This is a genomic window from Ciceribacter ferrooxidans, assembly GCF_004137355.1.
Lineage (GTDB): Bacteria > Pseudomonadota > Alphaproteobacteria > Rhizobiales > Rhizobiaceae > Allorhizobium > Allorhizobium ferrooxidans.
Window position 1 is genome coordinate 22,685 of the sequence record NZ_SDVB01000082.1, and the last position, 14,810, is coordinate 37,494.

General features: G+C 63.3%; 11 protein-coding genes and 1 riboswitch. Of the genes, 4 read left to right on the top strand and 7 right to left on the bottom strand.

Annotation, left to right across the window (positions count from 1 at the left end; genetic code table 11):
• The first annotated feature begins 71 nt into the window (after window positions 1-71).
• Window positions 72-905, top strand: coding sequence for a MerR family transcriptional regulator (locus EUU22_RS02020; protein WP_129330446.1), 834 nt, complete (start codon window positions 72-74; stop codon window positions 903-905).
• An 82-nt stretch (window positions 906-987) separates the two neighbouring features.
• Here the strand turns inward: EUU22_RS02020 and EUU22_RS02025 are convergent, their stop codons facing one another.
• From EUU22_RS02025 to EUU22_RS02050, 6 genes are all read right to left on the bottom strand, one after another.
• Window positions 988-2,412: an efflux transporter outer membrane subunit gene (locus EUU22_RS02025; RefSeq protein WP_129330447.1), complete on the bottom strand. Its 1,425-nt coding sequence runs from the start codon at window positions 2,410-2,412 to the stop codon at window positions 988-990.
• Between the two features lie 137 nt (window positions 2,413-2,549).
• Entirely contained in the window at window positions 2,550-5,663 is a 3,114-nt protein-coding gene (locus EUU22_RS02030) for an efflux RND transporter permease subunit (RefSeq protein WP_129330448.1), read from the bottom strand.
• Window positions 5,664-5,704: 41 nt separating this feature from the next.
• On the bottom strand, window positions 5,705-6,913 hold the full coding sequence (locus EUU22_RS02035) for an efflux RND transporter periplasmic adaptor subunit (RefSeq protein ID WP_129330449.1): 1,209 nt from the start codon (window positions 6,911-6,913) through the stop codon (window positions 5,705-5,707).
• 177 nt (window positions 6,914-7,090) lie between these two features.
• A complete protein-coding gene (locus tag EUU22_RS02040; RefSeq protein WP_280956457.1) occupies window positions 7,091-7,759 on the bottom strand; it encodes a TetR/AcrR family transcriptional regulator in 669 nt (222 codons plus the stop codon).
• Between the two features lie 8 nt (window positions 7,760-7,767).
• Entirely contained in the window at window positions 7,768-8,718 is a 951-nt protein-coding gene (locus tag EUU22_RS02045) for a phosphoribosylaminoimidazolesuccinocarboxamide synthase (protein WP_129330450.1), read from the bottom strand.
• 201 nt (window positions 8,719-8,919) lie between these two features.
• Window positions 8,920-9,573 (bottom strand): energy-coupling factor ABC transporter permease, encoded by a 654-nt coding sequence (locus tag EUU22_RS02050; RefSeq protein WP_129330451.1) that lies wholly within the window; start codon window positions 9,571-9,573, stop codon window positions 8,920-8,922.
• A gap of 54 nt (window positions 9,574-9,627) precedes the next feature.
• Window positions 9,628-9,843, bottom strand: a riboswitch (cobalamin riboswitch).
• 213 nt (window positions 9,844-10,056) lie between these two features.
• Between EUU22_RS02050 and EUU22_RS02055 the strand changes: the two genes are divergently transcribed.
• Entirely contained in the window at window positions 10,057-10,272 is a 216-nt protein-coding gene (locus EUU22_RS02055; RefSeq protein ID WP_129330452.1) for a hypothetical protein, read from the top strand.
• Window positions 10,273-10,433: 161 nt separating this feature from the next.
• Here EUU22_RS02055 and EUU22_RS02060 read toward each other — a convergent pair whose 3' ends face one another.
• Window positions 10,434-11,327 carry a helix-turn-helix transcriptional regulator gene (locus tag EUU22_RS02060; RefSeq protein ID WP_129330453.1) on the bottom strand — a complete coding sequence of 298 codons (894 nt, stop codon included), beginning with the start codon at window positions 11,325-11,327 and terminating at the stop codon, window positions 10,434-10,436.
• Window positions 11,328-11,542: 215 nt separating this feature from the next.
• On the opposite strand from EUU22_RS02060, the gene EUU22_RS02065 reads away from it, so the two are divergent.
• Both EUU22_RS02065 and EUU22_RS02070 read left to right on the top strand, forming a co-directional pair.
• Window positions 11,543-12,994: an aldehyde dehydrogenase gene (locus EUU22_RS02065; protein ID WP_129330454.1), complete on the top strand. Its 1,452-nt coding sequence runs from the start codon at window positions 11,543-11,545 to the stop codon at window positions 12,992-12,994.
• A gap of 56 nt (window positions 12,995-13,050) precedes the next feature.
• Window positions 13,051-14,496 carry an aldehyde dehydrogenase gene (locus EUU22_RS02070; protein WP_129330455.1) on the top strand — a complete coding sequence of 482 codons (1,446 nt, stop codon included), beginning with the start codon at window positions 13,051-13,053 and terminating at the stop codon, window positions 14,494-14,496.
• Window positions 14,497-14,810 lie beyond the last annotated feature (314 nt).

Consider the following 14,810-nt stretch of genomic DNA (forward strand, 5'->3'; position numbering starts at 1 on the left):
GTAGACTTGCAATATGCTTTATCGCAATTATCACGCATGGCAGCGACACCGGGAAATGGAGCCCGATCCCCATGGACGAAATCCGCTTCAGGATTGCCGAGGCCGCACGGATGGCGGGGGTTTCCCCGTCCACCCTACGGCTTTGGGAGACACAGGAGCTCATACGGCCGATCCGTACACCGTCGGGGCAACGACTCTATGACCATGATCTCGTCGAACGGTTGAAGACCATCGCCTGGCTCCGCAGCGAGAAAGGCCTCAACCCCGCGGCGATCCGCGAGACGCTGCCAGAAGAGGGTGTGGCCGAAGAGGAGGACGTCGAGAGCGGCCCTTCCGGCGAGCCGGCGGAAGACGGGGGAGAGATGCCGATCGGCCTCAAGGTCCGGCATCTGCGCCGGCAGGCGGGCAAGACGCTCGAGGCCGTCGCGCAGGCGACCGAGGTTTCCATTTCCCAGCTTTCGACTTTCGAGCGGACATCACAGGGGCTTTCCTTCACCGCCCTGCATGCGGTCGCCACATGCCTCGGCACGACGATTGCCTCGCTCGGCGGGCGGGAGAAGCGGAATGCGCGGGAGTCGCTGATCCGCGAAGGCAAATGGCCGAGCTGGCCCACGACCGCCTCCGGCGTCACGATCCAGACGCTCGCCGAGGGCAACAACATGATGGAGTGCCATCGGTTTCAGCTGGCACCCGGCGCGTCGAGCGAAGGCGCCTATCAGCACGAGGGCGAGGAATTCATCCACGTCCTTGCCGGGAGCCTTGCCATCATCCTTGATGGCGACCAGTTCTTCGATCTCCATGCCGGCGACAGTTTCTATTTCGAAAGCCGCAGGCCGCATTCTTGGCGAAACAGCTTCGACGGCGAAACGGTGCTCATCTGGATCAACACGCCCGCGACCTTCTGAGCGCCTCGGCTGAAGACAGAAACACCCGGCAACCGCTCGGGGTTGCCGGGTGTCGAAACGTGTTTCCGTGTGGCGCTCCGGCTTACTTCTTGGCCGCAACCTTCACCGGCTGGTCGAAGGCGTAGCCGCCGCCGATCGCGACGTTGAGGGCGACGTAGTCGGCGGCCATCTGCTGCACCGCCTGGGCGAGGTTCGCCTGCGCGGTCGCGACCGAGCGCTGTGCATCGAGAACGTCGAGTAGCGAGGACGCACCGTCCTTGTAGCTCGCCGTCGAAAGCGACAGCGCTTCCTCGTAGGAGCGGACGGTTGCCGTCAGCGCACTCACCGTCCGGCTGTCGCGGTTGACCGCCGCAAGCGCATTCTCCACTTCCTCGACGGCATTCAGCACGGTCGCCTTCCAGGCGAGATACTGTTCGCGCGCGCTCGAGTTGGCGATGTCGACATTGGCCCGCAGGCGTCCGCCGTCGAGGATCGGCAGGGTGAGGCTCGGACCGAAGCTCCAGGACGTGACGCTGCCGGCCAGGGACTTGGTCGACAGGAGCGACGGGGTGATCGCACCTCCGAGGGTAATCGTCGGATAGAGCTGGGCTTCGGCGACGCCGATTTCGGCAACCGCCGACGCGAGATTGCGTTCCGCCTGGCGAATATCCGGGCGGTTGCGGATCAGGTCGGCCGGCACGCCGGCATTCACGCTGCGGTGGGCGACGGGCTGCGGGGCGCCCTTCTGCAGATCGGAAACGAGCGCGGAGGCCGGCAATCCGAGCAGCGTTGCAATGTGGTGCGCGGCCTTGCGGAAGTTGGTCTCGTAGCCCGGAAGTTCGGAAAGCGTCGAGTTAACCAGACCTTCGGCCTGGACCACGTCGAGGCGCGAGGCGGCGCCGGCTTCCAGCTGCAGCTTGGTGAGTTCCAGCGTTTCCCGACGCGAGGCGATGTTCTTGCGGGCGATCGCCAGCCGCTCCTGGTAGTAACGGGCGTTGATGTAGGAGGTGGCGAGATCCGAAAGGTAGGCGAGCCTCGCGACGTCGGCGCTGGCATAGGCTGCGTCCACGGAGGCCTCTGCGCTTTCCTTGGCGCGCTTGTACTGGCCGAACAGGTCGAGAAGCCAGGAGATGCTGAGCCCGCCGCTCGCCGTCGAGGTCGTGTCGGTGGTACGGCTGGCGTAATCGTCCGTGCCTTTGGTGCGGCTTACCGTTTCGTCGGCGGAGCCGGTGAGGTTCGGCAGGGCACCGGAACCGGCGACGACGACATTTGCTTCCGCTGCCGTGATGCGTTCCATCGCCTGCAGGATGTCGAGGTTCTGCGAGAGACCCTGCTGGACAAGGCCGTCGAGGCGACGGTCGTTGAAGGCGGTCCACCATGGCGCCATGGTGACGTCGCCCGTGCTCTTAGTACTGCCTTCGCCGAACTTCTGCGGCAACGGCGTTTCAGGTGGCGTATGCTCGGGGCCGGAAACGCATCCGGCGAGGAAAAGCATGGCAAGTGGCGCGGCTACGCGAATGGATTTCATTGTGTGATCCTGTGAATACACTCGTGTTGTCGGCGCGGGAGAGGTCGGGAACGACCGCGGCCCCCCGCCGCCAGTGCTTGTTCATTTCCGGTAGAATCGACCCCGGTGATTTGGGGAGATTAGCAAGTCCGCGTCTCTCATGACAGGGCCTCTTGTCCTTTTGCACGGATGACGAGCCGGCGGACGATGACGAAGAAAGACGGCACGAAGAAGATGCCGAGCCCCGTCGCCGCGAGCATGCCACCGAGAACGCCGATCCCGATCGAGTTCTGGGCGGCGGAACCGGCGCCGGTCGCGACGGCCAGCGGGACGACGCCGAGGATGAAGGCGAGCGACGTCATGATGATCGGGCGAAGACGCAGTCGGGCTGCTTCGAGCGTGGCGTCGATGAGCGAAACACCGTGTGCTTGCCGTTCTCTGGCAAACTCCACGATCAGGATCGCGTTCTTCGCCGCGAGGCCGATGGTCGTCAGCAGCCCCACCTTGAAATAGACGTCGTTGGACTGGCCGAGGAAATGGGCGGCCGTCAATGCGCCGAGCACGCCGACGGGTACGGCCATGATGACCGAGAAGGGGATCGACCAGCTTTCGTAGAGGGCCGCAAGGCATAGGAAGACGATGAGGATGGAGAGCGCATAGAGCATCGGCGCCTGCGATCCGGAAAGCCGTTCCTGGTAGGAGATTCCCTGCCAGGCGACGGTGTAGCCGCCGCCGAGCTGCGACGTCAGCTGTTCCATCGTGTCCATCGCCGTTCCGGAGCTGACACCGGCACCGCCGGCACCATCGAGCGATATGGCGCTCACCCCGTTGAAGCGCGCCAGCGTCGGAGCGCCGCTCACCCATTCGACATTGCTGAAGGCGGAGAACGGTACCATCTCGCCCTTGCCGTTGCGGGCATACCAGTGATCGATGTCGTCGACCTGCATGCGGTAAGGGGCATCGCCCTGGACGTAGACCGGCTTCAGCTCGTTGTTGAGCGTGAAGTCGTTGACGTCGCTGCCGGCGAAGATCGTCGAGAGCATGGAGTTGACCGTGGCGATGTCGAGACCCATCGCGCCCATCTTCTCCTGGTCCAGCAGGATCTTCATCTGGTTTTCGGCGTCGGGGCTGTTCGAGCGCAGTGAGCTGATGGCCGGGTTGCTGTTTCCGAGCTGCAGCAGCTGCTTCGAGGCGGTGGTCAGTGCGTCCGTTCCGTTCTTGCCGCTGTCGACGAGGTACATCGAGAAGCCGGAGGAGTTGCCGAGGCCCTGGATTGCCGGTGGCTGCAGCGGGAAGACCTGGGCGTCGCGCAAGGTGAAGAAATAGCCCATCGCGCGCTGCACGACGGCGGCAGCCGAGAGCTGCGGATCGGTGCGCAGGCTGAAATCCTTCATCTTGGCGAACACGATGCCGTAGTTCTGACCCGACCCGGTGAACGAGAAGCCCGAGACGGCGAATACGTCCTGGATCGCGTCCTTTTCGTTGTCGATGAAGTGGTTCTCGACCTTCTTGATCACTTCCAGGGTTCGATCGGTCGTTGCACCGTTCGGCAGCTGGATGATGGTCATCAGCACGCCCTGGTCTTCCTGCGGCAGGAAGGAGGATGGCAGGCGGGTGAACAGCCAGGCGCAGCCGGCGATGACGACGGCGAAGGCCACGAGGACCCGCAGCGGCCGCTTCAGCAGGTAGCCGATGGTCGCGACATAGCCACGATTGGTGCGATCGAAGTTCCGGTTGAACCAGGCGGACGGACCGCGGCCCTTCTTCGTGTGGTCGATCGGCTTCAGGATCGTGGCGCAGAGCGCCGGCGTCAGCACGATGGCGACGAGGGCGGAAAGCAGCATTGCCGAGACAATGGTGATGGAGAACTGCCGGTAGATGATCCCGGTGGAACCTCCGAAGAACGCCATAGGGATGAACACGGCGGTAAGGACGAGGGCGATGCCGACGATGGCGCCGGTGATTTGGCCCATCGACTTCTCGGTCGCCTCGAGCGGCGAGAGGCCTTCCTCCGACATGATGCGCTCGACGTTCTCGACGACGACGATCGCGTCGTCCACTAGGAGGCCGATCGCCAGCACCATGGCGAACATCGTCAGCGTATTGATCGAGTAGCCGGTCAGCGCCAGGATCCCGAAGGTGCCGAGCAGCACGACCGGAACGGCGATCATCGGAATGAAGGTCGCACGCAGGTTCTGCAGGAAGATCAGCAGGACGAAGAAGACGAGGACGATCGCTTCGATCAGCGTGTGGACCACCTTCTCGATCGAGAGCTCCACGAAGGGCGTGGTGTCATAGGGATAGGTGATCTCGACCCCCTCGGGAAGCGAAGGGCCGATCCCGGCGAGCGCGGTCTTCACACGGTCGGCCGTGTCGATGGCGTTCGCACCGGTGGCGAGGTTGACGGCAAAACCGGTCGCCGGCTTGCGGTTCGCGCGGGTGTCCGTGCCGTAGGATTCCTGCCCGATCTCGATGCGGGCGACGTCGCTCAGGCGAACCGTCGCACCATCCGTCTCGACCTTGAGGATGATCGATTCGAAGTCGGAGACCGTGCGAAGCTGGCTCTGCGCCGTGACGGTCACGTTCAGCTGCTGGCCCTTGACGGCCGGCTCGCCACCGAGGGCACCCACCGAAACCTGGGTGTTCTGCGCCTTGATTGCCGTCGTCACGTCGCTTGGGGTCAATTGGAACTTGTTGAGCTTGAAAGGGTCGAGCCAGATGCGCATCGCATAGCCCGAGCCGAAGATATTGATGCTGCCGACGCCTTCGAGGCGCTTGATCTGGTCCTCGATCTGGGTCGAGAAGATGTCGCCGAGATCGACGGAGCTGCGGCTGCCGTCAGTCGAAACCAGCGCGCCGACGAGCAGGATGCTCGAGGTCGAGCGGGTGACCGAGATACCGGCGGTCTGCACGACGTCGGGAAGCTGCGACTGCACGAGTTGCAGCTTGTTCTGCACCTGTACCTGCGCGATGTCCGGATCGATCTCGTTGCCGAAGGTCAGGGAGACCGAGGAGGAGCCGGTGCTCGACGTCGAGGTCATGTAGGTGAGGTCGTCGAGGCCGGTCATGCCGTCCTCGATGATCGAGGTCACCGACTTCTCGACGGTTTCCGCGCTCGCACCGCTGTAATGGGCTTCGATACGCACGGTCGTCGGGGCGATTTCCGGATATTGCGCGATCGACAGTGTTGAAATCGCCAGTGCGCCGCCCAGCATGATGATGATCGCGATCACCCAAGCAAAGACCGGGCGACGGATGAAAAACTTGGCCATTGGTTACCCCTTAACGCCTGTTTGTCCTGGCTGTCGCGTGTTCATGGCTTGGCCGCCGGAGCGCCGGCAGGCGCCGGGCTCTTTTCGATGACAAGTCCCTGTTCGTCGACGGTCGCCTCGACCGGCTGGACGGGGGCGCCGTCACCGATCCACTGGAAGCCGTCGACGATCAGCTTGTCGCCGTCGTTGATTCCTTCCGAGACCAGCCAGTTGTTGCCGGAAACCTGGCTGTGGGCGAACGTCCGTGTCTCGACGATGTTTTGGGCGTTCACGAACTTCGCCGTCACTTCGCCGCGGGCGTTGCGGGTCGCGGCGCGCTGGGGAATGAGATAGCCGCCCTCCTTGCCGACGACCACGGTCGCACGGACATACATACCCGGCAGGATGAGGTTGTCGGGATTGTCGAAGAGGGCGCGGATTGAGAAGGTGCCGGTGGTTTCGCTGACGGCCATTTCCGACATGTCGAGCTTGCCGACAAGAGGATACTGCGTGCCGTCCTCGAGCGTCAGCCGGATGTCGGCGATCGTGCCGCCCTCCTGGCTCACCCGGCCGGCCTCGATCGCCTCACGCAGCCTCAGCAGGTTGGCGCTCGATTCGGTGAGTTCGATATAGATCGGGTCCAGCCGGCGAAGGGTCATCAGTGTTTCCGCCTGATTGGCGGTCACCACGTTGCCGATCGAGAAGGCGGAGGCACTCGTCACGCCTTCGAACGGAGCCTCGATCTCGGTGAGGTCGAGGTTGATCTCGGCGGCGTTGAGGGCGGCTTTTGCCTGGGCGACGTCGGCCTGCGCCTGCAACAGCGTCACCTTCGCGTTCTCGAATTCGATCTGGGTTGCGCCGCTTCCGACCAGCCGCTCGTAGCGGGCGAGGTTCGCCTCTGCGCTTGGAACGCTCGCCTCGGCCTTGGCGAGGCTCGCCTTCGCCTGGGCGACTTCGGCGCGGTAGGTATCGTCCTCGATCTTGTAGAGAAGATCGCCCTGCTTGACCTCGCTGCCTTCCCTGAAGGCGATTTCCTTGATGACGCCGCTCACGCGCGGACGGATTGCCGCAGTCTGGAAGGCATCGGCGCGCCCCGGCAGGACCGTCGTCAGTGGTTGTTCGGCCTTCTTCATGATGACGACGCTGACCGGCGACGGCGGACGCTCCGCCCCCGCGCCAGCTCCGGCCTTCTGATCACCGGAATCGTTGCAGCCCGCCAGTGTGGCGGTGACGAGCAGAAGAAGAGAAGGCAGCAGAAAACGTCTGGACATCGGTTCTTTCCGAAAAGAGGCGTGCACGGGGGGATCGGCAGGGCCGACAAAAATTAGCAAGCGTCAGTTTTTCGTAGGCCGTGTTCATCCCGGACAAGGGCTGGCGACAGCATAATTCCACGTCGTCCTCTCGTCACTGGACGGGAGGTGATGCGAAGTGACGTAAGAAGAGTATCGTCACTTTGCAAGCGGATTTTGCAATGCGGTATCGATCAGAGCCACAACTTCACGGCAACGTGTTGCCAATATGTCGGCCTTCTCCTTGGCGATCAATACCGGATGGAGCACGCAGGCCAGTGCCATAGTCGCAATTTCCGCGGTCTTACGGCTATCCTTCACGTGGTAGATGCCGCTTTCGACGCCCGCATCGATGATCTGGGCAATGTCGTCGATCAGCATCTCGCGGTACTGCTCGGCGCAGGGCAGTTCCTGGCCCGCCGAGAAGACGATCATCTCGAAGATGTGTGGGCTCTTCTGCAGATCCCGGAGGTGGCTTTCCATCAACTGTTCGACGAAGAGGAGGAGGCGCTCGGGCGGCGCCTTGTGGTCGTCGGGCCGGGCGAGCCGGTCGATCATTGCCTCGAGGTGGCGGACCGAAATGGCGTCGACGAGATGCGTCTTCGAATGGAAGTGCTTGAACACGTTTGCCGGCGACATTCCGAGCGCTGCGGCGACGTCCGCCATCGCGACATTCGTGAAGCCCTTGGTGCGGAACAGTTCCTCGGCCGTGTTGAGGATGTCCTCGCGCGTCTCGGCGGCCGGGCGACGCGGCTTGCGCGGGCTTCGCGCGGTGCGCATGCCGGCCTTGCTCGACGGGAGCCCTTCCTCTTTCGGCGCGATCGCCAAGGCTTTACTCATCTCCTTGGAAAGTAGCGATCGAGATTTGCGCGGACCCTTGCCAGCGGTGTTTCTCCGCTGTCGTCCGGAACGAACGTTTCGCCGGTGATTGCCTCATACGCCCTTATATAGACCTTCGAGGTGTCCTCGACCAGTTTTGCCGGAATCTCCGGAATTTCGTCCTTGTAGGGATCGCACCGTTCGGCGACCCACGACCGGACGAAGTCCTTGTCGAAGCTCGCCGGACGTTCGCCCTTCTCGAAATGTTCGGGATAACTGTCGGCGATCCAGTAGCGGCTGCTGTCCGGCGTGTGAATCTCGTCGGCGAGGATGATGGTGCCGTCCTTGTCGGTGCCGAACTCGTACTTGGTGTCGACGAGGATGAGCCCGCGTTCGGCGGCAAGCTTCTGGCCGCGGGCGAAGAGCGCCAGCGCGTAATCCGAAAGCGTGTCCCATTGCTTCTGCGTCAAAAGCCCGGTCGAGACGATCTGCTCCGGCGTCAGCGGCTCGTCGTGGCCGCCGTCGAAAGCCTTGCTTGTCGGGGTGATGATCGCCTGCGGCAGGACCTGGTTGTCGCGCATGCCATCCGGCAGTCGGATTCCGTACATCTCCCGCTGGCCGGCCTTGTAGAGCGTCAGGATGGAAGTGCCCGTCGTTCCCGCGAGGTATCCGCGCACGACGATCTCGACGGGAAGGATGTCGAGCTTCTTGCCGACGACCACGTTCGGGTCAGGGTAGTCCAGCACGTGGTTCGGACAGATGTCCTTCGTTTGCTCGAACCAGTAGCGGGCTGTCTGAGTCAGCACCTGTCCCTTGTAGGGAATGCAGGTGAGAATGCGGTCGAAGGCACTCAGCCGGTCGGTAGAGATGATGATGCGCCGGCCGTCCGGAAGATCGTAGTTTTCGCGAACCTTGCCACGATAGTAGTTCGGCAGTTCGGGGAAATAGGCTTCGGAGAGAATGCGCAATGGCCTCGCCCTTCTGATGTCATGGAACGGACGCCGGTCGTCCTCGCCGGACCCTTAGTTTACCGCCGGGTTTTGTCAAGCGAGGCCTTCGGCGGAAGGAGAGCCAAGGCGCTTTGACCAGCCCTTATCAAAAGAAAAAGCGCAGGGCCCGACGACCATGCGCTCTCTTGGTTTGTGACAGACGGCAGCCGTCCGCCGGTCTCAGGCGAAGGTCAGGCGATCGACCTCGGTCATGCGGGAGACCAACCCGTTGGCGCGCAGGCCCTTGATCACCGAAACGGCGGTGAAGGTGATGAACGCTTCGACGACGAAGACCGGGAAATAGGCGGCGACCCAGGTAGCCCAGTCGCTGAAGGCGACCGCGTCGTTGGAGATCATCAGCCAGAAGCCGACCATCGCCGATACGCCGGCATAATAGACGGCGTCGATGCGCAGGACCTTGCCGAGGTTGAAACGGTCGCGCAACTTCGCGTCGAAAAGCCGGCGGCCGAAGCTGTAGTGGACCGCGATCATCGGCACCATCAGCGAGAGGGCGTTTACCCCGAGATGCGGGATGTCGCCCGGTTCGAACAGGAAAGCCTGCAGGACGAGGCCGAGCGCGAAGCCGAGCATGGCCGGCGCAAAACCGAAGAGCATGTAGATGGTGGTCGCGCCGATGAGGTGCAGTTCGGACGGACCGACCGGCAGGTGCCAGGCCTGCATCAGGGCGGAAAACACCACCGCCGAAACGAGGGTCTTCGGCACGACCAGCGGATTGCGCACGACGGCCGGCAGCTGGGATGCGACGACGCCGAGGGCGGCTGCGTTCGCAAGGGCGATACGAACCGGATCGATAATTCCAACTTCAATATGCATTCTATTGCCTTTCCTCCGCGCCCACCGCGCGGAATTGCTTGAGACGCCACGGAAATCGTGGCCGAAGCGATGGCAGGTCTCCTGGCTCGCGGGTCCCGGCTCGGTCCGCCTTATCAGCCGTTTCCGGCCAATGGCATGCTGGACGTCGCTCTCCGCTCACAGTTGCGGGGGCAGCTACGGTCTCGGCCCCTGATGGGTAATCCTCACCGTATTCCCTTTTCATCCACCACTTCGCTTTCGTCGGGTGGAACCATCGCTGGTTTTGAATTCGCCTGCAGTTCGATTAGCGACGCGGGATGGACCGTTGCGGTCGTGACCATTGGCTTTTCTTGTGCAGACCGCACGGTGATAGTTGATGACGTGGACGCGCGCAATCGGTCAGGAACGGAGACGGGCCAAAATGCCGCATTGCGGCGCCTCTCCACGGCGTCTAGTGGGTTGACGAAAGTCAAGGCTGCTGCCCGTGAAGGAAGGAAATCCGATATGCTTGCAAGAATGGTCTTCAGTGTTCCGGTCTTTGGATGGATGCTCAGGGAAGCCTTTACCGGACCGACTACGGCCAAGCTTCTCTTCATCCTCAACCTGGTCCTGGTCTGGATTCTTGCGATCGCCTATTTCGGCTATCCGGCAATCATCCTGCCGGCCCTGACCGCGGTGCCGGTGATCTTCACGACCCTGATCGTGATCACAAAGGGCTGACGCCACCTCAATCGCGTCATGCGAAAAACGGCCGGGGAGGTTGCCCCCGGCCGTACCATGTCAGGCGAGCGTGTACTGCGTCTTCACCACGGTGAAAAACTCGGCGGCGTAGCGGCCCTGCTCGCGGGAGTTTACGACCACGACCCACTGTGCCGGATCGGTTACGGCCAGTCGGCATAGCTCGCCGGTTCTTCCTGTCCCGTCCTGTTGCCCCTTGCGACGATGCTCTGCCGGTAGGCGGCGGGCGACAGGCCGGTCTTTCGCTTGAAAAAGTGACTGAAGTAGGTCGGGTCGTGAAAACCGAGGCTCTCCGCGATCCCGTGGATGGTCCGCGAAGAACGTTCGAGCTTGATCTTTGCTTCGCGGATCGTGCGTTCGTGGACGAGCTCGATCGGTGTCCTGCCGAGAGCCCTGCTGCAGAGTGAATGCAGCCGATCCGCGGTAATGCCCAGCTGCTCGGCGTAGAAGCCGATCGGTCTCTGTTCCTCGAAGTGGCTTTCGACGAGGTGGCGAAAACGCTGGAGAATATCGCCGGTTTTTGCGGGCCTGGCGAAAGGCAGGTCATCGGCGCCGGTGAGACGCCAGATCCTCAGGAGGAGAAGCTGCAGAAACGCGGAAGACGCCATCACGGATGGATGTTCCCGCTCGAGTTCCTCGGAGAGGCCCCGAAGCAACGGGACGAGAGCCTCGATCTCTGTACGCCCGACGTCCTGCCGAACTATCTCCTGCGACAGCAGAAGCTTGAGACCGTGGCCTTCCGGTTGATCTTCGACAAGCTCCGCAAGAAGCGCGCCCGCAAGCCCGAACAGGTGGCCGGCGCTACCGGGGTCGACGATCAGGGAAAGATCCTCGCACGGCGGCAGGATTGCGACGGCGGGACCGATGACGAGGTCGTCGCGCGCCGGTGAGCGCAGTCTCCATTGCCCTGTAGAAAGAACGAGGAGGTGTACGAAGTGCCCGTAAGGCGGCGCGGTGAGGCGCATCGACCGCCGCGCCAAGGCAGGGGCGAGCGAGCTGCAGCGCAATCTGTGGTGAATGGCGTGTCTGTCGGTCATCGCGGCTCCGGATCTCAGGTGTCCGCCTTTTTGGGCAGGTACCGGAAAATCGCATGATGTCACCAGAAAATCGCATTCTCAACCCCCAGACCAACCCCTAAGCTTTTCCAATGCCTTTGGGAGGAGGCTTGGCGGGCACGGCGGAGCATTGGCCGGCTTGCGCCCGGATTCCCCTGAAGAACCGTTTTGGATCCGGGTTTCCAAGGGTGATCGACATGTTCGAAGCCAGGCTGATGATCGGGAACGTCGACGAGGATGCTGCAGGCGGGGCCACGTTCCTCCGGCGCAATCCGGTGACCGGAGAGATTGTGACCGTCGCTGCGGCGGCCTCGACCGCCGATGCCGAACGGGCGGCGAATGCGGCGGCGACCGCCTTTCCCCGCTGGTCAGAGACCGGCCCAGGCGAGCGCCGAACGCTTCTTGAACGTGCAGCGGACATATTGTCGGCGCGCGCAGACGACTTTGCGGCCGCAATGACAGCGGAAACGGGAGCCACCCGCGGCTGGTGCGACTTCAATCTCTCGCTCGGCGCCGAGATCATCCGCGACGCAGCCTCCATGACGACGGCCGTAAGCGGGGCGGTATTGCCCTCCGCCGTCACTGGCCGGTTGTCGCTCGCCGTTCGGCAGCCGGCGGGCGTCTGCCTTGCGATCGCGCCCTGGAATGCGCCGGTGACCCTCGGCTTCCGGGCGATCGCCATGCCGCTCGCCTGCGGCAATACCGTCGTCTTCAAGGCGTCCGAGCTTTGTCCCCAGACGCATCGGCTGATCGGCGAGGTCATGCGCGATGCCGGGTTCCCGCCGGGCGTCGTCAATGTCGTCAGCAATGATCCGGCCGACGCGGCGGTGATCGTCGAGGTGCTGATCGCCCATCCCGCCGTTCGCCGCGTCAATTTCACGGGGTCCACCCGGATCGGCCGACTGGTGGGACAGGTCGCGGCCCGACACCTGAAGCCCTGTCTTCTCGAGCTCGGGGGCAAAGCGCCGATGGTGGTGCTGGACGATGCCGACCTCGAGCGCGCCGCCGACGCGGCAGTCTTCGGCGCCTTCTTCAACCAGGGACAAATCTGCATGGCGACCGAGCGCATCATTGTGCTCGACCCGGTCGCCGAGGATTTCCTCGCGCTTTTCGTCAAGCGAGCGGCGGGCCTGAAGGCAGGGGATCCGTCGCGGCCGGGGATCCCGCTCGGCTCGATGATCGGTGTTGAGGCGGTAAAGCGGGTTCGTGGGCTGGTGGAGGATGCGCTCTCGAAAGGAGCGCGTCTCCTCGCCGGCGGAACGTGCCATGACAGTTTCATGGACGCCACCGTGCTTGATGGTGTGACGCCGGCGATGCGTCTTTACGGTGACGAGAGCTTCGGCCCGGTCGCCGCCGTCATCCGTGCCGCGGACGTCGACGAGGCAGTCACGATCGCCAACGACACCCAGTACGGGCTTTCGGCGGCCGTCTTCGGGCGGGACGTCGGACGGGCGATGGAAATCGCACGACGGATCGAATCCGGCATCTGCCACATCAACGGCGCAACCGTTTCCGACGAACCACAGGCCCCGTTCGGAGGTGTGAAGGCGAGTGGCCATGGCCGCTTCGGCGGCATGCAGGCGGTAGATGCATTCACCGAACTGCGCTGGATCACCGTCAACGGCCGCCGCGAGACCTATCCGATGTGACGGCGCGTTACGCGTCACCCTGTTTCACCATCGATCCTGAGAGGAGACGATCGACCATGAGAATACAGCAGATCATCAACGGCAAATCCGTCGACGCGGTGTCCGGCGCGACCTTCGAGCGGCGGGACCCGTTCACCGGCGAGGTGGCCTCCGTCGCGCCCGCATCTGGGCTCGATGACGTCCGAGCCGCGGTTGCGGCCGCATCCACCGCCTTTCCGGCCTGGTCGAAGCTCGGCCCCGGCCAGAGACGGGCGCTGCTCATTAAAGCGGCCGATGCGATGGACGCCAGGGCGCCGGACTTTATCGCGCTATTGACGGCCGAAACCGGCGGCACGGCACCCTGGGCTGGCTTCAACGTCATGCTGGCGGCGAGCATGCTGCGCGAAGCGGCTGCCATGACCACCCAGATTTCCGGTGAGATCATTCCGTCCGACAAGCCGGGAACGCTTGCGATGGCGATCCGCCAGCCGGTCGGGGTTTGCCTCGGCATCGCGCCCTGGAATGCGCCGGTCATTCTCGGCACGCGCGCGGTGGCGATGGCGCTCGCCTGCGGCAACACCGTGATCCTCAAGGCGTCGGAGCAATGCCCCGGCCTGCATGTGTTGATCGGACAGGTGTTCATCGATGCCGGTTTCCCGGAGGGTGTGGTCAACGTCATCACCAATGCACCCGAGGACGCTCCTGAGATCGTCGAGGCGCTGATCGCTGCGCCCGAGGTCAAGCGTGTGAACTTCACCGGCTCGACGCGTGTCGGGCGGATCATCGGCGAGCTCTGCGGCCGGCATCTCAAGCCGGCGCTGCTCGAACTCGGCGGGAAGGCACCGCTCATCGTGCTCGACGACGCCGACATCGACGGGGCGGTGAACGCCGCAGTTTTCGGTGCCTTCATGAACCAGGGCCAGATCTGCATGTCCACGGAACGCTTCATCGTCGACGAAAAGATCGCCGACGAATTCGTGGAAAAGCTCGCCGCCCGTGCGAGTCGGCTACCCGCGGGCGATCCACGCGGTCACGTGGTACTCGGTTCGCTGGTGAGCCCGGAAGCCGCCACGAAGATGGAAGCCCTGGTCGCCGATGCCGTCGAGAAGGGCGGGAAGGTCGCCGCCGGCGGGAAGCGGCAGGGCTCGGTGGTCGAGGCCACGGTCATCGACGGGGTTCATCCCGGCATGCGGGTCTATGCCGAGGAATCCTTCGGTCCCGTGAAACCGGTGATCCGTGTGTCGGGAGAGGAAGAGGCGATCCGCATCGCCAACGATACCGAATACGGCCTGTCTTCCGCAGTCTTCAGTCGCGACATCCAGCGCGCTCTAAAAATCGCCGAGCGGCTCGAGACCGGGATTTGTCACATCAACGGACCGACGCTTGCCGACGAGGCACAGATGCCGTTCGGCGGTGTGAAGGGCAGCGGCTACGGCCGGTTCGGCGGCAAGGCGGCGATCAACGAGTTCACGACACTGCGATGGGTGACCGTTGAGGATGCCGGCCAGCACTACCCGTTCTGAGGCTTTCGGTGGGGGAGGGAAGGGGCGCGTTGGCGCTCCTTCCCTCGAATTTGGATCTTGAATTCGGCGACGACGCTCACCAACTCTACGGACGGATCGCGCGCTCCTCACGTGAGCGAGGGTCCGGGCAGCCTTCTTTCGCCGATTTCCTGACGATTTCAAATAAATCGTTCACGATCAATCGGTTACAAGAAAATGTCAGTTTTCTGACAAAAGGTTGTTGACTTGTTTGAGGGGGTAGGATTATACATCCGCTCACTGACGAGGGCGGCGGCGCTGCTGGCGACGATGTCCTTCGTTCTGTAGAAATCACT

What these genes read in the sequence shown, in the direction of transcription:
- EUU22_RS02030 (WP_129330448.1), bottom strand. Translation starts at nt 5,663, where the DNA reads ATGGCCAAGTTTTTCATCCGTCGCCCGGTCTTTGCTTGGGTGATCGCG.
- EUU22_RS02060 (WP_129330453.1), bottom strand. Translation starts at nt 11,327, where the DNA reads ATGACCGACAGACACGCCATTCACCACAGATTGCGCTGCAGCTCGCTC.
- EUU22_RS02070 (WP_129330455.1), top strand. Translation starts at nt 13,051, where the DNA reads ATGAGAATACAGCAGATCATCAACGGCAAATCCGTCGACGCGGTGTCC.
- EUU22_RS02065 (WP_129330454.1), top strand. Translation starts at nt 11,543, where the DNA reads ATGTTCGAAGCCAGGCTGATGATCGGGAACGTCGACGAGGATGCTGCA.
- EUU22_RS02055 (WP_129330452.1), top strand. Translation starts at nt 10,057, where the DNA reads ATGCTTGCAAGAATGGTCTTCAGTGTTCCGGTCTTTGGATGGATGCTC.
- EUU22_RS02025 (WP_129330447.1), bottom strand. Translation starts at nt 2,412, where the DNA reads ATGAAATCCATTCGCGTAGCCGCGCCACTTGCCATGCTTTTCCTCGCC.
- EUU22_RS02050 (WP_129330451.1), bottom strand. Translation starts at nt 9,573, where the DNA reads ATGCATATTGAAGTTGGAATTATCGATCCGGTTCGTATCGCCCTTGCG.
- EUU22_RS02035 (WP_129330449.1), bottom strand. Translation starts at nt 6,913, where the DNA reads ATGTCCAGACGTTTTCTGCTGCCTTCTCTTCTTCTGCTCGTCACCGCC.
- EUU22_RS02020 (WP_129330446.1), top strand. Translation starts at nt 72, where the DNA reads ATGGACGAAATCCGCTTCAGGATTGCCGAGGCCGCACGGATGGCGGGG.